Origin of the sequence: Sphingobacterium sp. R2 (assembly GCF_040760075.1) — a bacterium.
GTDB lineage: Bacteria > Bacteroidota > Bacteroidia > Sphingobacteriales > Sphingobacteriaceae > Sphingobacterium.
In genome coordinates, this window is record NZ_CP142884.1 from 3,811,555 (window position 1) to 3,834,385 (window position 22,831).

At 35.8% G+C, this 22,831-nt stretch carries 17 protein-coding genes; 13 read left to right on the top strand and 4 right to left on the bottom strand.

From position 1 onward, the window contains the following. Positions 1–76 precede the first annotated feature (76 nt). The 6 genes from VXM68_RS15785 (at position 77) to VXM68_RS15810 (ending at position 3,785) form a co-directional block, all read left to right on the top strand. Complete coding sequence (locus VXM68_RS15785) at positions 77–763, top strand: RusA family crossover junction endodeoxyribonuclease (protein WP_367209305.1); 687 nt, start codon at positions 77–79, stop codon at positions 761–763. Positions 764–799: 36 nt separating this feature from the next. After that, positions 800–2,512, top strand: coding sequence for a hypothetical protein (locus tag VXM68_RS15790; RefSeq protein WP_367209306.1), 1,713 nt, complete (start codon positions 800–802; stop codon positions 2,510–2,512). Next, positions 2,497–2,781 (top strand): hypothetical protein, encoded by a 285-nt coding sequence (locus VXM68_RS15795; protein ID WP_367209307.1) that lies wholly within the window; start codon positions 2,497–2,499, stop codon positions 2,779–2,781. The genes VXM68_RS15790 and VXM68_RS15795 overlap by 16 nt, the downstream gene beginning before the upstream one ends. Further along, on the top strand, positions 2,736–3,197 hold the full coding sequence (locus VXM68_RS15800; RefSeq protein WP_367209308.1) for a hypothetical protein: 462 nt from the start codon (positions 2,736–2,738) through the stop codon (positions 3,195–3,197). The genes VXM68_RS15795 and VXM68_RS15800 overlap by 46 nt, the downstream gene beginning before the upstream one ends. After that, on the top strand, positions 3,194–3,460 hold the full coding sequence (locus tag VXM68_RS15805; protein WP_367209309.1) for a hypothetical protein: 267 nt from the start codon (positions 3,194–3,196) through the stop codon (positions 3,458–3,460). Before VXM68_RS15800 ends, VXM68_RS15805 begins: the two co-directional genes overlap by 4 nt. A gap of 133 nt (positions 3,461–3,593) precedes the next feature. After that, positions 3,594–3,785 (top strand): hypothetical protein, encoded by a 192-nt coding sequence (locus tag VXM68_RS15810; protein ID WP_367209310.1) that lies wholly within the window; start codon positions 3,594–3,596, stop codon positions 3,783–3,785. 205 nt (positions 3,786–3,990) lie between these two features. Here VXM68_RS15810 and VXM68_RS15815 read toward each other — a convergent pair whose 3' ends face one another. Together VXM68_RS15815 and VXM68_RS15820 are read right to left on the bottom strand one after the other, a co-directional pair. Next, positions 3,991–4,818: an SOS response-associated peptidase gene (locus VXM68_RS15815; RefSeq protein WP_367209311.1), complete on the bottom strand. Its 828-nt coding sequence runs from the start codon at positions 4,816–4,818 to the stop codon at positions 3,991–3,993. Between the two features lie 41 nt (positions 4,819–4,859). Further along, the gene (locus VXM68_RS15820) at positions 4,860–5,066 is read right to left on the bottom strand and encodes a hypothetical protein (RefSeq protein WP_367209312.1); all 207 of its coding nucleotides are present in this window, start codon (positions 5,064–5,066) and stop codon (positions 4,860–4,862) included. Positions 5,067–5,334: 268 nt separating this feature from the next. Between VXM68_RS15820 and VXM68_RS15825 the strand changes: the two genes are divergently transcribed. After that, positions 5,335–5,484 carry a hypothetical protein gene (locus tag VXM68_RS15825; RefSeq protein WP_367209313.1) on the top strand — a complete coding sequence of 50 codons (150 nt, stop codon included), beginning with the start codon at positions 5,335–5,337 and terminating at the stop codon, positions 5,482–5,484. A 338-nt stretch (positions 5,485–5,822) separates the two neighbouring features. Here the strand turns inward: VXM68_RS15825 and VXM68_RS15830 are convergent, their stop codons facing one another. Next, the gene (locus VXM68_RS15830; protein WP_367209314.1) at positions 5,823–10,292 is read right to left on the bottom strand and encodes a hypothetical protein; all 4,470 of its coding nucleotides are present in this window, start codon (positions 10,290–10,292) and stop codon (positions 5,823–5,825) included. Between the two features lie 390 nt (positions 10,293–10,682). Here VXM68_RS15830 and VXM68_RS15835 point away from each other — a divergent pair, with 390 nt between their 5' ends. From VXM68_RS15835 to VXM68_RS15855, 5 genes are all read left to right on the top strand, one after another. Then, positions 10,683–11,990 carry an AAA family ATPase gene (locus tag VXM68_RS15835; protein ID WP_367209315.1) on the top strand — a complete coding sequence of 436 codons (1,308 nt, stop codon included), beginning with the start codon at positions 10,683–10,685 and terminating at the stop codon, positions 11,988–11,990. After that, positions 11,983–12,639: an HNH endonuclease gene (locus VXM68_RS15840; protein ID WP_367209316.1), complete on the top strand. Its 657-nt coding sequence runs from the start codon at positions 11,983–11,985 to the stop codon at positions 12,637–12,639. Before VXM68_RS15835 ends, VXM68_RS15840 begins: the two co-directional genes overlap by 8 nt. A 415-nt stretch (positions 12,640–13,054) precedes the next feature. Beyond that, positions 13,055–15,136 carry an AAA family ATPase gene (locus tag VXM68_RS15845; protein WP_367209317.1) on the top strand — a complete coding sequence of 694 codons (2,082 nt, stop codon included), beginning with the start codon at positions 13,055–13,057 and terminating at the stop codon, positions 15,134–15,136. A 2-nt stretch (positions 15,137–15,138) separates the two neighbouring features. After that, positions 15,139–16,113, top strand: a complete 975-nt coding sequence (locus VXM68_RS15850; protein WP_367209318.1) for a hypothetical protein — start codon at positions 15,139–15,141, stop codon at positions 16,111–16,113. Positions 16,114–16,322: 209 nt separating this feature from the next. Continuing rightward, entirely contained in the window at positions 16,323–17,840 is a 1,518-nt protein-coding gene (locus VXM68_RS15855; RefSeq protein ID WP_367209319.1) for a hypothetical protein, read from the top strand. 466 nt (positions 17,841–18,306) lie between these two features. On the opposite strand, the gene VXM68_RS15860 is transcribed toward VXM68_RS15855, so the two are convergent. Continuing rightward, complete coding sequence (locus VXM68_RS15860) at positions 18,307–18,873, bottom strand: hypothetical protein (RefSeq protein ID WP_367209320.1); 567 nt, start codon at positions 18,871–18,873, stop codon at positions 18,307–18,309. A 729-nt stretch (positions 18,874–19,602) separates the two neighbouring features. Here VXM68_RS15860 and VXM68_RS15865 point away from each other — a divergent pair. Continuing rightward, positions 19,603–22,827, top strand: a complete 3,225-nt coding sequence (locus tag VXM68_RS15865; protein WP_367209322.1) for a SusC/RagA family TonB-linked outer membrane protein — start codon at positions 19,603–19,605, stop codon at positions 22,825–22,827. The last annotated feature ends 4 nt before the right edge of the window (positions 22,828–22,831 follow it).

Sequence of the window (22,831 nt, forward strand, 5' to 3'; positions counted from 1 at the left end):
CATAACTCTCTAATTTATTGATTTTCAAAATTATCTTTGCTAAGTTTGAATACCACTTAAAAAACACCTACTAGCGATGGATATTAACTTGCAATTTAGGAACTGCGATAAGAAGAATGCTCACCCTGATCCCTATTCTGTAGATGGGGAAGTACTTCTTGATATATCATTTTCGGATAACATTCCTACTGTACAGTCCCGGAATCATGTGAAGGATCAAATGGTAACGGTTATACAGCAACAGTTGTCACAGATTGCATGGATAGCGATTGGGCCTGTATGGGTTGAATTGACCTGGTATATCGACGCAGCTCACCGGCAGGAAACAGATGTTGTCGGAGATCTGGATAACATAAGTAAGCAAGTAATTGATTCACTCACCGGATTGGGTGGTTTATTTGTTGATGATAGTCAGATGAAAACTTTTAATTCCTGCTGGCTGGCAAAAAATCAATCATTCTCTGGTCAACGCTTGTCGATCTCCGTTCGTTTTTTAAGTGACGAAACTTTGCTTAAGGACATAGTATTCTTTATCCAATACAATGAGGCAATGTGCTTTGCCATTGATCTTAATCCTAATGTGGAATCTGAACTGAAGGCTATAAAGCTATTTGCAAAGGCTAAAATGGCGCAGCGCAATACTTCCAGGGTCCTTCAGGAAGAACATAATGTCGATTTAAGGTTTGAGTTGATCGCTTCGCAAAAAGATTTTCATAGGACGCGGCTGCGATCGATCCCTGCCGAGAGAATATTCCGGTTATGATGATTGATCCAGACCTGTTTATTAATCGAAAGTAAAATGGAACATAACGAACCCCATCTTAAAATATACAATGATCTTGCCGGTAAGATTATAGCGGATAAGACGTTTAGATTTGGTAAAGCAAGCTTTTCTGAATCAGAAAAAGTTACTTATTCATCCTTGTTAAAAATAGAGGGTGAGGAAATTGCGGTTGAGCCAGATGAATTGCTGTGTGCCACTATTTTAAACAAAATGGATAAGCTATCCAATCCACCGGCAAGCCCCGGATTGAAGGATAGTTTAGAACGGTCATTGGAAGTGTGTTATTATTTCAGAGGGAATAGGGATGAAATAAGGCGGTTCAATGTTATTGAAAAGAGATTCATAAAATCATCGGTTATTTCTACAGTTGGAGATAGTTATGTGGATTTAGGAGGCGCATTGGAACTAAGCAAAGCATTCTATTTAGAATTGCAGGCTGTCGTTGTATCTCATCTTGATACACTAGGTCCTACGTCCGAAACACTATACAATATCACTACTTCTCTTTGGGATTACTTTCCGCTTAGTAGCAATAGAACTGGCATGCTTCAGAATCTGCTCACGAAAGTTATCGATTTTACCGCTCAGGATGCCGTACTAGCCGAGGAGTATTTGGACCGGCTATTGAAATCAACTCCCTATCGTACAGAATTGATAGCATCGGTTATTGCCGGTATTTTAAGTGCCGAGAAGCCAAAATATGAGACGTTGGATCTTCTTATTGCCGATGACAAACATCATGAAGCCATTGCAATGGCGCTTAACGCGACAATGGCCTCTGATCCGATTGTAGCTACTAATTATTACGCAATGTCTGAAACGATTTTTGATACTAATAATGATATCAAAAGGGTTCTCACATTCTTCTATCAGCGGATGGCTAATAACGAGAGTATGGCAGACGAAGCACTAAAAGGGAAATGTCTGCAACGTATTGAACAGCTCTGTATATCAGTGGATACAGATCTTGTCGTTATAGGATTGAGGGGCTTAAGTAATTTAAGTCAAAAATATAGTGAGTTGGTCTTTCGAATTATTGACGGATTGGCGGATCGATATTGCGAAAGTGAGATATTTTCGTCCTGTTTAGATGTATTTTATAATCACCCAAGCTGTACCGAATTTTTCAAATTTGTAGTCAAGCGTGCGTTAACGGTTAAAGAAGTATTTAATGCAAGTCAGACTGAAAGCGTACTTTCTGTCCTTTATGAAAACCATCGACATTCATTTGATAACGGACTGATTGGTTTACTTATAGATCGTAGAGGTGTTGTGAGATTTGCGGGTGTTTCTATACTAGCACAAATAACCAATACATTCGACCGCCGCTTCAGATTTTCCGTCGATTTAACTGATCTACCATCTTTAGACCAATATAAACTATGGGTATCATTATTGGATGATGATGCGAGAGTATTGGATTGTATGCCGCTTTTACTGCCTCTCTTGCATAGTAAAAATGTATTTGTCGCCGAAAGCCTCATGGTCAGGATAGCGGAGGAAATCAAAAACTACGGTTCCACTGTATATTCAACTTTGGAAGACAATATAGCTGATGATAATCCTAAGAAATCTGAACTGCTATCACGTGTCCAGAAAGAAATGGATATCGAGTTCGCAAAAAACGATGAAAAGTTAAAAATAAAAGAACTTGATCCCGTTTCACACAGTCGGCATTACTCCGTAAATACTACGAAATATTTCAGAAGAGAATGTCAGAACAGTTAGAAGAGCAGGTAGATAAAAGTTCAATTGTCCGTCAGTTGGCTACTACTATTAATCTTTCCAAAGGGGGCGGCTATTTGGATAAGGTTACGGGCAAAGTCATGGAGTTAAAAAAACTTGCTTATGAAAAGCAATTTCCGGCAATATACTTCTCAGACCCGGAGAATATCGATGCGGAAAGAATGAATAACATATCTCAATTAGATTGGTCAAAAGAATTTAAAGAATGCGAAGCGATAATATCTTCATACGAGAGTACCTCGAAACCTTAAAGGAGGACCGAGAGTTGGATGCGTTATTCCCATTATTACTTTCAGTGATGGGCTTTCGCATCGTGACTACTGCAAAGGAGTCCAAAGGACAAAATCAATATGGCAAAGACATTATAGCGGTAGGGAAAGATGGCGAGGGGAAAGAGTGGCGATACTACTTTGAGCTTAAAGGGCAGAAGGACAAGGATATTACGGATAAAAACTATTCGATCTCTGATGGTGTGCGGGAATCCATTGTAGCGGCAAAAGATACTGCATTCAGTGATAGGTCAATTCCTGGATTTGACACGTTGCCAGTAAAAATCGTATTTGTTCATCCAGGAACAGTTAAGATGAGTGTCCGTCCGACTTTAGATGGTTTTATTGCGAAGCAATTTAATGAGGGTGAGTTCGAGCGTTGGGACATCTATAAGTGACCGATTTATTTTCCGAACACCTGTTTAACGAATATCTATTGACTGATGAGCAAAGCATTCGATATTTCAAACGGACATTAGCATTATTGGACGAACCAGAATATAAGTTTACAGACTTTAAGAATCTTGTCGATCTTCAGATCGAAAAAATAGGAGACCGATTCACAGGCAGGGAATTTCAAAAATTCTTCGCTACACAGCATTTGCTGTGTCACGTTATCCATCGATATGCTAAGGATGCCAGTAATCTTGGGATGAAGTGAAGAAGGGGCTTAAAATGAGTGATTTTCATATCTTCAACGCAATGGAAAGGTTAGCTAGTGAAGGCGATATTTTTAAATCGGTTCTTGGGAAAGGAATCGACCTGATAAAAGTGATTGAAAGGTATTCAGAAAAATGAGATTATCAGGTTTAGTGACATATCTGGTGGGACCGGGGCTTTTGCGTGAGCGATTGAAGCGGCATCCTTTTGTGTTTGCAAAAGATACAGCGGGAAGCGCATACGATCAAGGTATCGAAGATCGGCACGCCAATGAACCTTTTAACCAATTTCAAAAGTCAAGTCATCCGGTAGAAAGGAAGGCTTGAGTATAAGTTTACCTAAACTATCGTGATGAATTTTTTACAGCTGATCCCTATAAAGAATATCAAAGATTTAATACCATAACTGAATTTGAACAAAAGCCTTATCGCTAGTTTTAAAAAAAGGTGATCAGTATCACGTATAGAGTATTAGTATGACACCTGATCATCTATTTAAAATGTTATTTAATGATGGAATTTTATTTTGAATTTAAACCTCATAGGTTAATTCTGGCACTTCGGCATAGACAAATGCTTTAGTCGGAGTTCCGGTTGTTTTAAAATCTTTTTCGATTGTGTAGGCGTCCATCTCGCCCGCACTTATCTGATATGTTGCCAATTCAATTATACGCTCTTCCGTAAGGTCTTCCATCATCCATTCCCAGGCCAGTTCGTCGGGAAGCATTGTAGGCATTCGGTTCTTGCTGTTATGGATTTGTCTCATTAACGAATTTGCCTCTGTTGTTACTAAGGCTACTGTGTCGACCGTTTCACCTGTATCTTTATCTGTCCAGTTCTGCCAGATCGCAGCAATAAAGAAATAGGCTTTGTCTTTTAAACCAATGTGATAAGGATATTTATTGGCTGTTTTAAGAGGCAGGCCGGTTCGCTTATTTTTTGGATAAATATGCCGCCACTCATAAAATTCACTTGATAAAATCAAACATCTGCGTTCTAAGGCAGCTTTACGGAACATTTTTTCTTTGCCGGTATTTTCATCTTTCAGAAGTAGTTCCTCGCCTTTAGCATTGAGCGTTGTATAGGCTTGATGCCATTTTCCGGTAGCGTCCTTGTAACCGAAACGCATCTGATGTACCTTCTCTCTGTTTTTGATATAGGAGGGAATAAAACCCCATTCCATTTGTACAATATCAAAATTGCACTTATCATCGGTAGGTCTTAAAACAGCAATATTTCCATAATTAAATCCTTCATGTATTTCTTGATCCAAGAAGTCATAATTCATTACTGCTTTTTCTAATGCCATCAACCGGATAAATTCATCTCTGGATACTCTTTGACCGTTATAATAACACATAGTATTTATTCTTTTAAATGTTTACTTATTTCACTACCAAATTATTCAGCTTCTTGTTGTCGTCCCTGTGGTATGCTTGTCCACATTTCTCCATTCCATGTTTTCACCCGGGCAATTACCAGTGGTTTTCGATTGTCTGCAAATTCAAGTCGAAAGACTTGCTGATCTTGCACGGTATGTTCAATTACAACAATTTTCAGGCCTTTTAATTCAAATTCAAACTTCTTATTACCAAATAGATCCGCCATTTTTTTCTGAACTATCGTTTATATAAATTTAGCTATTTAATATTATAAAGTTACTGTGATTTAGATTCGTATTAGATACAAATTTAAAAATGATTAATAAAGCACTACAATTGCTGTCGTACGGAAATAGCTTTTTGAGTTACTCTTGAATTAATATTTCAATTAGAAATTACTTCGAGATGAATCCATGGAGCAGCACGATAAAATAGCCTGATCACCCAAGCTTTTGTATTATTGACCTAGTCCCTGATAAGAATTCATTCGATCAGTGAGTAAAGCTGCGCAAGTTGCAAAGGCCATTTTGGATGATATGGTTGTAGAGAGTTATTGCAAGACCAGCGGCTCAACCGGGCTGTATATTTATATTCCCTTTGGAAATAAATACACCTGCGATCAATCCAAAGAATTTGTTAAGTAGTTGTGATGCTGATCCACCATGAACTTCCTGACTACACCAGCCTTGAGTACTATAAAAGACCATCACGGAAAAATGTACCTCGATTTTTAAAAAAACAGGCCCATGCGACTATTGCTGCCACTTAGATCAGTTCGGTAAGTGACCTTAATACTGTCAAGGTTAATGCCGTATCCTAACTAATTAGTGGTAATTTGGCAAAGTTCATATAAAATTTGCTCTTATTTCCCTGTATAGTCTATTCTTAATAAGCGTTGAGTTTTTTGGCAAATTTCTGCCAAACATAGACCTAAATTAAAAGGAAAAAGACTCATAATGAGTCTCTTTCCTTTTAATAAAAGTTATTTTTGTGCATCATCATCTGATTCTTCCGAATCTTTTTCCACATCTGAGTTAGTCATAGAAACCTTCAAGGAACTCTGCGGCAGTACAATATGTCTCCAGTCAATTTCTTCGTCAACTATCTCATCAGGATTTTTATCGCGTCGATTTGAAAAACGAGCATCCCAAAATTTCTCCCACTTTAGTTCACCATTTTCATACCATACCATGTATTTACGGGTCTTCATTGGATGCTCATCGCTTTTAATGGCATCATTTAGCGCATTCTTCGAACGGAATAGATCGACAAACCAGACTACCTCCATCCCTTCAGCTTCTAGATTTTCCAAAAATTCTTCTTTAGAAATAAGTGTCATTTCCTGATTATCATAATTAGGGCTACTTAAAATATGATTTATAGCCATAATTCGGCCATCATTATCCAGGAATATCTGTTGTTCCATTTCGGTGATACCAATCATATCCCGGATTATCTTTGAAGGAATGTATATTTCTTGTTCACCATTTTCCACCGTGTCTTTTGTCACGCTGGTTACAGCATAATGCATTACTTTTTCTTTTCCCTCCGTTATTGGGTAATAGGTTTCTGTATTGTAACTTTCACCGATCCATTTCATCCAGACTACATCATATGGATTGCTATAAATGTCGGTATCTGGTGAGCTAACCATTCGGTCAATAGATTCGACAAAAGAACTTCTACGTGGATGGTTTTTCACTAAATCTAATAATGCCGGTGCTTGTCCTTTTTCAATCAATACACCCCGTATATCTAGGCTCGAATTAATATAAGATTTTGAGTCGTGGACTTGAGTATAATTAAATAGCGCTAGCCATTCTTTGTTACTTCCATCACTTCGCAAGTCTTTATCGCTAATATTAATCCAATTACTAAAATCTATGTCTGGTTCACTTTCCACAGCAACTTTCACCTGTTCGTCAGGAGTTCCTTGAGATTGCATTTCAGGAGCTAGCGGCTCTTTCACTATCCAATTATCCTCAATATCTGGTGTTTCTGCATGAGATATTTGCTCAAGGAATTCAGCGGGATTGCTGATGCTAACAATTTGCATATAATCGGTAACGAAATTTTCACTGTTTTGTAAGGGCAAATAATCAGATAGATAGCCCTGGATAAAATGGACGGCAAGCCAAGTATATTTTTCCTCTTGAGTAAACACGTTGCTTTTCGCGCCATGGGTAGCTTCGGTCGTGCTGTTTCCATTTTCTTCAATGCGATTAAATCCCAGTGATTTCATATACGCAATTGCAGCCGAGATCGCCCATTCATAAACTGATAGGTCCTCGAGACCGAGCTGATCGATATATGCTTTTAAAAAATGTTCCCCATCGTCCTCGGGCTCTGAAAACTTATCTATAGATTGATAATCAAGAAAATCAGTAAATGATTTTTTAATCACGTACCATGCTAGATCATGTACGATTGGATAAATCTCTTCCCCGCCTTTTTCCAAAGCATCCGCATCAATCTGGATAAATTGCATTGTCTCGACCCGATGTGGCCGGGCGTGTTTAGCCTGTTCTTCATTGATTATCCCTGAGTAAAAGGCTTTTTCAACTATGGATCTAAAGCCAGTTCTAACGATTACATCAAAGTGGCTAGCGGGTCCGGCAAAAACATTTGTCAAAGCCCATTCAGCTAATGCTTTTAAAGCCTCTCTGTCTTTCAACCTAGTGGCAACTCCCAACGTAATAGATGCGAGATCTTCCTGTATTTGTGGATCGTTGCAAGGGAATAATTTATTCAATAATAATTCAAATTCTTGTGGCTGCTTTATTGCCCAAGCGGTAAGCGCGGTACGAAGGCGCTCCCGAAATGATTGGTCCAGGGATGCGAGTGCCCAACCAAAAATCAGTGGATTTTCATTATGCAAAGATAATTCCGATAGGTAAAGTTCACCTTCGCCACGTGGATCAATTACCCTACGAAGATCATAAAGGTGATATTGGAGGCTCTCTTCTTTTCCAAGTTCATGGATATCCTGACTATCCATTCCTAGCCAGATTTTATCGCGATCAACTGCTGTTGGTTGCTTCATAAGTATGTTATGAAGGTATTCTGCACCAAAATAATTAGCTGAGGATGCTGCTGAAGGGTAAATGAGTTCACGGAAAACAATATAGCGGCTTTTGTAATCTTTAAAATATAAATTTTTTATACTATGTTCAAAAGTTGCTGCAATTTTGGGCGGAGCTTGGATCAGGGCTTTTGTCTGCAACTGTTGAATTGTCGCTTTTGAGATACCATCAGCCAAAAAATTATCTCGGCCAATCATGAGGTTATGGTTGTGGAAAAGCATATTAACAATTTCCTGTACAATGCGCTGATTAATTAACATTTGTTCGGATTTTTCGGCAACTTCTAATAAAGGTCGAAGGTGTTCAGGAATGGCTGCAATTTCTTTGTTTATTATTCGTTCAACATATTTTTCAGCCATTATGATCTCCATTGTAGACTGATAGGTTAAGGTGTAGTTTATTTGTTTCTTACGAATAGCGCCTTTTCCAACAGGAATCTCGCTTTTGGTGAGAAAAGCGTTATTAACCAAAAATTCAATCGCTCTTTCAATCTCTCCATTATCAAGATAATGCAAGGTCCCATCTTTTAAAAAGGCATACAGTTCTTGATGAGTTATCTGCGCATTTGAATAAAACACGTCAGCAATAACCTCTATCGCATCTCTTACGGGTGTTCTAGCTCCTCCTGGACTCTTTACCTGCTTGAATTCATCATCCATCCGGTTGATCTTCTCATGGAGGAGGTCATGTTCAGCTATCAATATTGCATCGTCGGCAGTTAGTTTCTGCCCTTCATACAATTTGCAAAATAAGCGTAGCGCATATAGAGTATCCATACCTCGGATCAGAGATTTAGGCTGTACGCTAATACTAAAATGGTTAAAATACCGATCAATCAGTTGCTGTACTGGCAGGTCTCCTTCCCTTGGAATGTCAATAATTCGAAAATTACCTGCAGTTGGCATTTCGGCTGCGTCAAGAAAGTAAGGTCTAGCTGTAAATGCAAACCTTACCCTTGAATAACGATTCTTAAGGGTCACACACTCTCTTATACGTTCATACCATTTTGGCCAGTGTTCCGTATCTTCCTCCAATCCATCGACGCAAATGATAATCTTGGCAGGTTCATTTTTTAATTCTTCTCCTGGATTTAAGGTACTTGCAGACTGATGATCTGCGCGGACAGCTAGCGTTTCAAGTGCCGACAACATTTCGTTTTTGTTCCAATTATCAATATCCAGTGCTTTTTTTAATAATAAAGTCCAATCATCAACCGGAGCGCCTTTAGCTCGAATAATCAACGCTGGAAGTTCTTGCTGGTTTAATCGGACATCAACAGTATTGGAAAAGGCGTGAGTTTTACCTGTTCCCCCTTCTCCCAAAAAAAGTCTCCCTGATTGGTCCAGCTCACTTCTAATTTGGTCAATGATTTCTTGAAGATCGAGGTCTACGATTCGGTTTAGTGAATTATATAAACGCTTATAAATACCCAGTTGCAGCGCACTTGGTTGCAATTTATCTAGGGCAATAAACAAATCATTGCTTACTGGCATCAAATGAAAATTTACTAAGGGAAATTGATTAACTCCCTCTTGTATAGCGGTGACAATTGGAAAAAGTGCTGCTAGGTTATGATTTATATTTGCCCGTATGGAAAATAATTCAGGCAACATAATATTCGATTCTTCTAGCGTTCCATTAAAGGCAGTGATGAGACTTGTCGTGTTTTGCAATGTTCTAGTGGCTCTCTCTATCCGGCGTAGTAAGTTTTTGCGGTAAGGCTGGCTATACAAAATCTCTTCAATATGTTGCTGAATAATACCCGGGCCATGTAACTCTGGAATGTAGCGCTTATCTATCCAGGCGGCCTTTTCCATTTCAAATTGCTGCACCAGTTGGTTATGAGTTATAATATCTCGTTCAAACCAAAATTTGTTAATGCCCTCATTATCTAATTCAAGCAACTGGTTTTGCATATCCTGCTCAAACCACCAAGTGAAGGTTGTGTTGGGAAAATCTTTTCCTATTTTTTTAGCGAGTTCATCGATGCGGTTTTCTTCTGTTTTTGTGGCTGTTTTCTTTCCCTTACTTGTCTTTACTGATGCAAGAGAACGTGGAACACAAATGATATATTCTACTATATTATTGCGATGATTCATTGCTGTTCTGACAGATTTTTCAATCTGTTTAATTTGTGAAAGCTGCATGCTTGTAAGAAACCATTTAGCTTGCACAGCAATAAGTTCGCCGCTCTGCAGCTCCCCGTATGCTTCTATACCGCCATCGCCGCCAGCCCCATTTACTACTCGAAATTTTATAAGGTTGGATTTATACTTACGGCGCAGATACCGTTCAAATAATTGGGTACAAAAGGTTTCAAATGCATTTTGTGGGCTATCACTATAAGTTTTAAAATTTTTAAAATCCATATTAATCAAATTTAATTAGAATGCTGCCCGTGAACGTGACATTAAAATTTATTAGTTTTTATTAGCTATATAATAATTAAAAAGTTAACCCGACTATTTGTGAGATAAAATATAAGTCTCACTAAATTTAAATGATATCTATTATAGGATTCTTTTTTTTCAATGATATACTTTAGTATTTAATAAAGTGTTATACAAATTTTTAAGCACCAAATAATTTGTAGTGATGAAATTTTTTAAAAAACAGCAATTCCAAATCAGGAAAAATTTGAAGATAGTTATAATATAGCTCACAATAATACAAGAAACAATTATTACTCGCAAATATATTTAACTGCTATTGTATAATTGTATATTTACAGTTTAAAGCCATGAAAAATAATCGATAAAATGATAATTAGCTATAGTAAAGGAAATAAGTCCTATAAATTTTATAATCCTGACAATGAGAATCAAGGAAATATTTTTACAATAATTGTTGGTAAAAATGGGAGTGGTAAAAGTCGTTTGTTAAATGGGGTAATCGAAAATTTTATTCCACCTAAAATTATAAAAAAACATGGAAATAGTAAACCAGGTGATGTTGTTTATTTTAATGAACCAAAAAAAATAATTGCAGTCTCAACAAGTCCCTATGATAAATTTCCACTTATGCAACCTCAATATTATGAGCCGTATATTAATACTTTTTATTCTTATATAGGAATTAGAGACGTGAAATCATATGATATTTCACTTGGCTTTATGTCTAAAATCATTAAAGAATTACTCTATATACGATTGGGCAAAGAAGGGAATTATTTGGAAGTAATAAATGTTTTAAAGTACTTAGGATATTCGGATGAGCTTTTTATCACATTTGAAATTGGAACTACATCTACGCAAGTCAAAAGATTTCTAGAAGATCAAGATTTGAACAATCTTTCTAGAGGTCCGAGTAAAGTTCATCGTCATTTTTTTGAGGATCAATTTAAAAATGAAAAAATTGAAAAATTAAAAAATATTTTTTTCGAATACGACTTTAGAAAAGTAAAACGTCTGCCAACAGTTACTATGAATATTGAATATATTCATTCCGAAATGGAAATTCACGATTTATTATTTCTCATTGAATGCGGCATTGCGAGATTAAAGGACGTGGAAATTATGAAACTCGAAACTCAGCGTGTTCACAAAATTAGTGAAGCAAGTTCAGGGCAGCAGTGTATATTCACAACATTTTTGGGTATTGCATGTCACATTGAAGATGAGAGCCTGATTGTAATAGATGAACCAGAAATTTCATTACATCCAGAATGGCAAGAAAGGTATATTACTCTTTTAATGGAAACATTCAAAAATTATAAGAATTGCCATTTTATTATAGCTACGCATTCTCCGCAAATAATCGCAAGGCTGTCAGAACCAAACTGTTTTATTTTGCAAATGGATGATATGGAATTAAAAAATGGCCATGAAATGGCCAATAATTCTGTAGATTTTCAATTAGCAAATGTTTTTAATACACCGGGATTTAAAAACGAATATTTAGCTAGGATATCATTTTCTATCATTTCAAAAGTTGGTAAAACGAAGCATTTTGATGATGAAGATTTAAGAAATTATGAGCTTTTGAAATCTCAAATAAAAAACTTGCAGAATAATGATCCTGTTAAAAGCTTATTTCTATTGATTAAAGAACTTAAAAAAAATGGCTGATATCAATAATCCGGTGGTTTATACTCAAGAAGTAAAAAAGAGAATTTCGGACTTTTTAGAAAGACCTGATCTTAAAAGTTCTGATTGGGGAGTTGATGAAATTCAAGACATTCGAAAAATTATAAGAAACTATTATAGGAATCTAACAAAAAAATGTTTTTATTGTAGAAATGAGATTTCTTTAAGGTCTGTGAAAAATTGTCACTTAGAACATATTATTCCAAAAAGCGAATATGTATGTTTTATGTTTGAGCCTAAAAATTTATGTGTAATCTGTAGTGACTGCAATGAAATTAAGAATAATAAGGAAGTCGCTGGGACGTTGGAGAAAGTTGTAAAAGGTAAAAAGACATTAATTCAATATCCGAGATCCTCAAATAGATTTTTAGTTGTTCACCCTCATTTTGACGATTATGAGGAGCACATTCGTAAAATTGGAGACATCTATGTAGATCTTTCAACAAAAGGATCTTACACTATTCATATCTGTGAATTAAATAGAAAACTTCATAAATATGGAATGGAATCGATGGCACTTACTCGATCAGAGTTATTCGATTTATTTAATGAAATAATGAATAGCGATAACTATACTCGTGAGATGATGCTGATGAATAGGCTAAAAGATTATTTTATCCGCTCTTCTTAATTGAAAATAGAATTCGATGGGTTTTCAAAGTATTTATTTTAAAAAGTGTTGTTTTAGACAGCACTTTTTTCATTTCATGTGCTATTAAACATTGAAGGAGGTATGAATATTTCCGCTATTGACAGATGTAAATTGCGAGAGAAATTACAGACTGTTTAATTTCCATAATAATAAGCAGAATTTTCAAGATGTTTACCGAAAATTTTTTCCACTAAATCGATCTGATCATTTTATAGAATGAAAATGTCATTTTCAATATATATAAGCTGACCTTCCTGACCTTCACCTCGCTATCATGGTAGTTTAGCAAATCTCGCGCTATTGGTAAATGAGTGATTAATTAAATTTTATTATCTCTCTGCAAGGAGAAAAAAATGTAATTTAGATTCCTGAATAATTACAATTATAGCACATAATGAGTAACAAAGAAAATTTTAAAATTATAGCTATTAAAGTTGGTGAAATACCACTAACCAAAGAAACACGTAAAAACTCTTCAATTACTTTTGATGTTTTAAAAATTTTAAAACCGAAGCAAATTTACCAATTCAGAAATGAATATCAATTTCGAAACAATGATTTTTCAGAAGTAGATTACAACCCTGAAACAGATGTCAATCTATATGAGCTAAAAACCTCACTTAATAATATTCCAATTAATATTAATGCAGTTGTAGGCGGGAATGGGTCGGGGAAAAGTACTTTGATAGAATTGTTATATTGGGCTAATTACAATATAGGGAGTAGCCTAAATCTACTGGAAGGTGATAAGAATCGAAAACGGACACCTTTTAAATTTTTAAATTTAGAAATTCTGTATTCTATTGATTTCAAGACGCTAATTAATATTATTTTTAAAGAAGGTAAAGTTTACCAACAGACCTATAATCAAAAAAACAATAAATTTGTTGCTAAGGTTTCAGAGCAACAGATTAAAACCATTGATGACTTAAAACAGTTTTTTTATACAATAGCTGTAAATTATTCTCATTTTGCTTTGAACTCTTTAGAAATTGGTGATTGGATTGATTCTTTATTTTACAAAAATGATGGCTACCAGACACCTATTGTATTAAACCCAATGAGGACCGATGGTATCATTGACGTGAATAGAGAAAAACATTTGCTCACGAGAAGATTATTAGCCAATCTTCTTGAACCAATTAAGGAAGGCCAAGAAGAAAGCAGTTTACGTAATATTGCAAACAATAAAATTGCATCTAAATTAGAACTAACCTACAATCCGAATCCTCATGTAAACTTACAAGAATCCATAGATCCGAAAGTAAGAGAAAGATTAAATGACGCCTTTAGGCAACATTTTGGATTTCAGATAACAGAATCACAGCTTGATGATGATTTATTTGTGAATGTTACACTTTCATACATTCATAAGAAACTTATAAAAATGGCTTTTTCTGACTACAAAGCATTCAAGAGATATAGAGATCCGAAAGGAAATAATATTCAAAATATTAATGCATATGTCAGAAGAATAAAAGAAAGTGACAGCCACGCGATTTTCAAAGTAAAAGGTGCTATTCTTTATTTGAAATACTATCAGACCTTGTTGCCCAATCTTGATTTTAGAAAATCTTTTATTATAGACATTGATGAGTTGTCAAGAAAGATACAGGAAATCCAAAAAAACGAATTATTTATGGTCAATACCTTTATGATGTCGCCACCTTCTTATTTCCATATAAACATATTACCGAAAGATGGTTCTACATTTGGTTCATTGAGTTCTGGAGAAAAACAAAAAATCCACAGTGTTAGTTCTATAGTTTATCATCTTATTAATCTCAATTCTGTTGAACAATTAAAGGAGGACAAGTCAGTAGAATCTGAAAAAATAATTCACTACAATTACATTAACATTATACTGGATGAGATTGAACTTTATTATCACCCCGAGTGGCAAAGGACGTATATTGCAGATTTATTAGATTATATTGGTAAAATCAATCCTGAGAATCTCAAACACATCAAGGGATTAAACATAACTTTTGTAACACATTCACCTTATATTTTATCAGATATTCCAAACGCTTTTGTCTTGAAATTAGTTAAAGGAGAACCTTGTTTTGAAGGTAACGAAACTTTTGGCGCGAATGTTCATGACCTTTTGGCAAATGACTTTTTTATGCAAAACGGATTTATGGGGGAATGGGCAAAAACCCAAATAAAATCGGTTATTGAAAGTCTTACGTTGCATATAAATAATAAAAAAATCGAATCGCTTAAAATGCTACTAGCAGATGAAACAGAAAGCAGTAAAACTACTTTGTTAGAACATGAGATTAAAACTTTAAAAAGCGAAAATTCCAATTACAAAGAATTAGATCAAAAACAATGTTCATCAATCATCTCAATAGTTGGTGAGCCAGTTTTGTATAATAGTTTAATGGAACTGTACAGTAAGGCATTTCCAGTTGATGAATCTAATTTTATTAGATCGCAAATCGATAAACTAAGCAAATTATTAAATAAATAGTCGTGATACCTTTACACACAAATAAAATCAAATATATTCAGAATTCTTTTAGGACAGAAATCAATGCGCAAAGAATTTCCGCATTGAATAAACTTACAGCAATTGACCAAACTATATATAGTCAAAATGAGATAACTTATCTCCAAAGTATTATTCAGTTATTTAATGACAGTTCATTTTTGACAAGAACACCTCTAGAAATAGAAGTAATCAAACAAAGAACAGGTCCATTGCCGCAGCCATCCCTTACTGATCCGAATGGGAAATTGCTAAAATTCCAACTAACAGATCATATTCAAAAAGCTCTAAATTATACTGCTTTAAGGAAAAATTTTTATCCAAAATATTTCAGATCCATAGGCATAAAATCATGTATCTATTGTAATTCGCAACTAACTGTCTCTATTGCAAAAATTGCCAATAAAATTGATGCAAGACTTGAAGTTGATCACTACTATCCAAAAGATGATTTCCCTTACTTAAGCATTTCATTATTTAATCTATATCCTTGTTGTTCATCATGCAACAAGAGAAAAAAGAAGAATTTAGTAAATTTTAAACTTTATACCGACGAAATTTCAAAATTAAGTAAATCAGAATTCAATTTTTCAATCACCAAGTCATCTGAATGTGATTACTTAGTAACGAAAGATATTGACAGTATTGAAATTGTTTTTGATGACAGCTCTGCACCACTTACTGGATATAAGTCATTGCAAGATGCTTTTTCTATCAGAGAAATACATGCTACACAAAAGGATATCATTTCAGAATTGATCATTAAGAATCAAATTTATAATGAAAGTTTCAAAAGAACTCTAAAAAATAATTTTTCAAAATTATCATTAAGTCAAAATGATTTTGATAGAGTAATTATTGGGAATTATACAAAAGATAAAGATATTCACAAAAGGCCATTTAGCAAAATGACAATGGATATAGCAAAACAATTGGGACTGATTAAAAAGGAATATTGAAATAAAATTCAATCTCATTTTTTTCCATGTATTTATAACGTAAGCTTATGATTGATCTCTACTCCATAATCTGTTTGCTGAAAGGTTGTTAAAAAATTCTTCTTTTGAGCTTTAATTACAAAACCTTTAAACCATGAAAAATTAGCAATTTTACTTATCCTACTATTATATTTTATAATTGCTGATAAGAAATTTAATCTTTACATTTTATGAAAAAAAATTCTAAAATAAAGCTATTAGCGCTACTTCCTTTTATTTTATTAAGTGTAGTACTTATGTATTTTGCAAACCTAAAAGATTTAGCAACATATAACATAGCCTTTGTAAGTACAGGAATAGGTATTGCAACTTTTTCTATTAGCTTTTCCTTCTTGCAATACCAATTTTCGCCCTACAAAGCACTCTTGCGATCGATTTCAAACCGCCATCTTATCTATTGTTATGCAGTCGTGTTTATTGCAGTCATTCCACTTGTCAATTTGATCATCAATAAAACCTATGTACCGACAGCAGGTATAGTTTGCATCCCTTTGCTAATCTATGGGGCTATTCTCCTTCCTATTATCTCAATTGAAGAATGTAATCCACTGCTTTATATGGAGAAAAGTTTGAAGGACAACAATATTCAACAATATCTTGAACTCTATAAAGCTGAAGAAGCAAAATCAAAAGAAAAAAGGGAGAAATTGGAGCTTTCACTACCCGGAGAATCTCCAATGCACAGTTTTTCAACGAAGTATAATACAAGTGTCATCCCGAACGATCCATTTGCCTTGCTTTGCAATGTTATCGAATTGGGCTTGAAGAATGGTGATCGTGTTATTTTTGAAGAGGCTATCAATAATTTTTTTATACTGACGGATCTCTCTGTCAACAATAAAAATGCGGATTACAGTTCCGGTTTCCGTTTTTCTGTGAATAAGCAGGTTACCGATACCTTCGAAATTATTCTTGGGCAGGTGGTCGGTACCAAGAATGTACCAATGATTTCTGGGCTGGTATATAAGACAGGTGACTTTTTAAAGGAAAAGGCAATTAATAAACTTCAAACTACTTCCCCATATAATGAATTTGTTGGAATCTTGGTTCGTTATGCAAAGACGGCTATGTCGACCAACCGCGACTGTGTACTATACATCGGTTCCCTTTGTCGGGAACTCGCACAGAAAGGAGTTTATGAACCTGAGACAGGAGAGAGGGAATCGTTTTTTAGAATACATCTTACCCATTTTGCCCATTATTTGACAAAGATAGGGCAAGAAGCGATCCTCCTAAAGGACTCAGATATTTTATATCGCTGTATCGAGGATTTAGGCTTTTTGGGATGTACGGCTGTCAAAAATAATCATTATCATCTCACTATTGAATGCCTGCAAGGGTTAGTTCAGCTCGGCCGTGAAGCCCGCGCTGCTGAAGTGAAATGTTTCTGGAGACATTGTGCGCTTGATATGACTGACCATGTGGACGAAAGGGTCCAATGGATGGTTACCTGGCTGCCGAAAGTTCCAGAAAATGACGCAAAATCACTGTGTGAGACTTTTAGTACAGCTTACTCTAGGCTATATGGTAAAAAGCTGACTGTCGAATTGGAAGATATCAACGGTGTAAAAGGAGTTGTATTTAAAAAGTCAGAGGAGAAGCACGTCGAAAGCTTTTCAAAAGACAAATATTACCAGACAGTAGATTATTCTGATTATAAGGAGATCAAAGAGTTTAAATTATATTAAAAAAGATTATAATTATGTTATAAACTACGGTTAAAAATAATATAAAAAAAGAGACCGTTTTTTTTGAGGTGGTCTCTTTTAAAATAAGTAATTTGTCTTATTTAATACCTTCAAAGAAAGATAATAAAGGGATCAAGTGTTCGACTGGAGTCCCTCTCTCCCCAGTGAGAGGGGTTCATGTGAAATGAAAAAAGTACAAAAATCTAAGAATTAGCGGATTTGTCCTCAAAATGCTTATATTTGCTTAAAGAACTTAGTTTATTGTAGTTAAGATTTTACGAGAATTAACAAGATAGATGAGTGTGTCCCATATGTGGCATCTTTCAATTTGAAAATTGCAATTGTCAAGCTTTCAATTGATTATAATGCTAGGTGGCAATCCCTCACTCTCCTGAAGCTTAGATATTTTAATTCTCAGTTTTCTTATTGGTTGTTAAAAAATGATGTACGTTACTTTGCACAAATTTTATTCTACCCAATAAATATCTACCTGCCTTTTCCCTAGGCTACCATTCGTTAACCTTATTGGTCTCTTTTCACTCATTAATACACCTTTTCTTACAGAATATCTAAGAGCTTTAGATAATTGATCTCCAATAAATGTCTTATTATATTCTGATTTAATGAATAACTCAATTTCATTTAAATAACGAGGTGTTGTCAAAAATTTTGATCTAATTAAAATTTCAGATATAAAGGAATCAATGCTTCTATCGTTCTTTGTGCTTAAGAAATATTCAGGAACATCTTTGTATTCATTTTTAAAGGTAGTCACACTTTCGGTTTTAGAAACACTTTGAGGGATGGCAATGTTTAGATTTAATACTTTCGCCCCATTAATGCTGAGTTTATTTCCAATATGAACTGCGAATGAATCGCTAAATGGTCGAGTAAGATTTAGAATTCCGTATATATGTGATGAATCTCTTCCAATAAATTCAGCGAATCCAGATACTGTCATTCCTAAAATATTCATAATTTCACGCAATCTGTTCGCCAAACGCTCATTATAAGTTTTGTCTTGGTTTGCCATAAGACAAATACCGTTAGAAACTTACGCTAAAAATTATTATTAATTTACTTTTTTTGTAAAATATTTATATCTATATTTGCTGTAATATTTTACTGACTTATAATTTATTAAGTCTGCTAGTGTAATTTAAGAGTCTCGTTTCCCAAGTCTCACAATTTAATCGAACACGAGAGCGATAGATTGCACCCATATGCCTTTATTTGCTATATTAGCAACGGTAAAGGCGTGGGTACTATCGTCTGCTGAGTTCGAAGGAGTGAGACCCGGGGAATAATGCAAGGTAGTAACCCACGTTTTTACCTTATTTGAGACTCATCGAAATAACCCTAAAAGGTGAGTTATGATTATTAAAAACAAACATCAAAAAAATCCCAATCCCCCTTAGTTCTATTAAGGTTAGAGGTCTGTATGACCATCCGAAAAAGTGTCATTGTAAATATATCATCTGCTTTGTAACCAATTAGAGACTACTATATCGGAACATTTTTACGAGTTATTCTAATAACCTATTCCATCGCCTCCGCGAGGAAAGGGAAAGATTATGACCATTTTTAAAACCTTAAAATGAACAATTTTATAAGGACTGGTAGAAGTATTGCCTGTTCAAAACAGCAAGCCCAGTACGTAAATTTAGCAAATACACAACATAATTTTATTATAAATAAAGTATATAGCTTAAGAGAACTATTAATCCTAAGGACTCTTTTAGTAATTGTTACCGTATTTCATATGTTTAGTTTATCGGCTCAGACGCCCCGCAAGGACAGCGGGGCCAATGGGTTGTTATCCATTAGCGGTACTGTCGTATCCTCCAAAGACGGAAAACCCATCCAAGGAGTGTCCATCCAAGTGCAAGGTGAAAAGGGTAGGGCTTCGTCCAAAAATGATGGTTCCTTTTCGTTAACAGTCTCCAATCCTAAAGTTACTGTTTCATTCTCCCATGTCGGTTTCAAGCGCTTAGAAACTTCGTATAGTGCTGGAGTATCATTGGCTATAAAACTGATACCACTAGAGAATCAATTGGAAGAGGTGGAGGTGGTCTCTACCGGGTACCAAAAAATTCCGAAGGAGCGGGCGACGGGGAGTTTTGAGCTGATCAATAATAAGATATTAAATAAGCGCGTTGGGGGTAATATATTAGACCGTCTAGAAAACGCAAGCGTCAGCCTTCGTATTGATAAAGATTACCAGTTTGCTGACCGATCACCATATAATGCTACACCGCCCAACAACCTTTTAATGCGCGGTAGATCAGCGATATCAGGAACATTTAAGCAGACAGTGGTATTGGACAATGCGATTTATGAAGGTGATGTACGTGATATTAATCCAAATGATATTGAGAGTGTCACGATATTAAAAGATGCGGTAGCTTCGTCCATCTGGGGTACAGCCGGCGGGGGTGGCGTCATTGTGCTGACTAGTAAAAGTGGAAGCTACAGCCAACCTAGAAGGGTAAATTTTACGTCTAATCTGACATTTGCAGGCAGACCTGACATTTATAAGCTTCCATTTATGTCCAGCCCCAATTTTATAGATTACGAAAGATATCTATTTGATAAAGGTTACTATGATTACTATTTGAATGACAGGAATAGCTACAGTACCGTAAGCCCGGTTATTGAAATGCTCGGTGCGTTGAGAAGTGGAAATGCGATACAAAAGGATGTCGACAATGCCATCGAAAATTTTAGGCGGTATGACGTACGTGATGATTACAGCAACTATTTTTATAGAAACTCATTCCTCCAACAGTATAATTTGGATGTATCCGGTGGCAATCAAAAAATCACCTATTTATTCTCTTTGGGAACTGATATCAACAAAAATCAAAATATTGCCTCTAAAAATAACAGATATACGTTCAGGTCTTCGGTTAAGGCCAAGCCTATTGCTAACCTAGAGATCAATACGGATATAAGATACACAAAGGTACACGCCAGAGACCAGAGTATTTTACAGACAATCTCATACGGTGCATCAGATGCAAATGGAAGTGAGTGGCCTTACCTTAAGCTGGTAGATAATAATGGTCAGCCAGTAGATGTGGATATTGTGCCGATACGAAAGGCTTATAGGGACACGGCTGGCAACGGGAAGTTAATGGACTGGCATTTTAACCCATTAAAGGAAATAGATGCGAACCATCAACTAGCCAATCCAAAAGATCTACTGATCAATTTTTCGGCAAGCTACAGATTGATCGACAACCTCAATCTTAACCTAGCTTATATTTATCAGAATTTTCAAAATCCGATAGAAGACTGGGTAGGAGTTGACTCCTACGCAGCAAGAAATATGATCAATTTTTATTCTCAGTGGAATGATAATAGTGTATTAAAAAGACCAATTCCTATTGGTGATCGTATGAACTACATCAATGATAATACGGAAAGTCATACGTTGCGTTTTCAGGGAAACTACAGCTGGCTTTCACCTAATCAGTTACACCGCATACAATTGTTGGGTGGCAGCGAGATAAGGGATAAGAAATATACTAGAAATGCAAATATCCTATATGGTTATAACCGCGAAAATCTCAATCACCTACCTGTAGATTATACTTCGGTTTTTCCGATTTTAAATAAAGGTTATGGTGGCAGTACGATTGAGGATGGAGTAGATCTAATGTTGCAGCAAAATCGCTTTGTATCTTTCTTTTCTAATGCTAATTACGAATTTAAAGAAAAGTATATCCTATCAGGTAGCCTGCGTCAGGATGCCTCCAACATATTTGGAATAGGAGCCAATAACAAATGGCAGCCACTATGGTCAGCAGGTGTTTCATGGCGAATGGATAAAGAACGGTTTGCGAAAAATGATCACATTAATCAGTTGAAACTCCGGTTTACCTATGGATTCGCTGGTAGGGCCAATACATCGTATAGTGCATACCCAATTATTTATTATAATGGAGCAGACTCTTATACAAATTTGCCGTATGGATCGCTAAGTTCGGCGCCTAATCCAAGTTTGACCTGGGAAAAGATACAGACTATGAACTTGGCCTTGGATTTTGGTCTTTTTCGGAACCGAATTTCTGGAACATTCGAATACTACAATAAGAATTCAAAAGATCTGATCACAAATATTCCTATTGACCCTACCATGGGGTATGAATCGGTTACCAAGAACGGTGGTGAATTACGTGGGAAAGGTTTTGAGTTCACAGTTATGAGCCAAAACATCCGTCATGGGAACTTTAGCTGGAATAATAAGCTGCTTTTGAGTAAAAATAGGACTAAAGTTGCCAGATATCCCTATAAATGGTCAAGCCCGGCGACCTACGTTACTACCTCGGGTTCTGCAGGCGGTTTCCTGCGCGAAGGATTTGAAGAGGGGGCAGTCTTCGCTTTTGCTTCCGCAGGTCTTGATCCGCAGAATGGTGATCCGCGTGGATATCTGAATGGTGAAGTGTCTACGGACTATAACGGTATTTTATACGGTTCGCTAGACAACATGAAATATGTCGGACCTGGACGCCCCGTTTTTTACGGCTCGCTGGAAAACGAGTTTTCAATCGGCAACTTCTCCTTTGCTTTTAATATGCAGGCACGATGGGGGCACTATATGTTTCGCAAATCTTTTTTTGAAATGGACTTTGCGCTTAATCGTGTGGGGCACGATGATTATTTGAAAAGATGGCAGAAGCCCGGTGACGAATTAACAACGGTAGTCCCATCATTACAATATCCATTGAATTCGCTGCGAGATGAATTTTACAAAAAATCTGAAGTACTGGTCATCAAAGGAGATAATTTGCGTCTGCAGGACCTTTACTTATCCTATCGATTACCAAAATCGGGCTTTTGTAAATCGCTTGCACTGACAGCCTTTGCAAAAAATATCAATTGGATTATTTGGAAAGCGAACAAACTCAACATAGATCCTGAATATAGGGATGCTATTCCGCTACCATTTACATTATCACTAGGTGCTAAGGTCGAATTATAAGGTA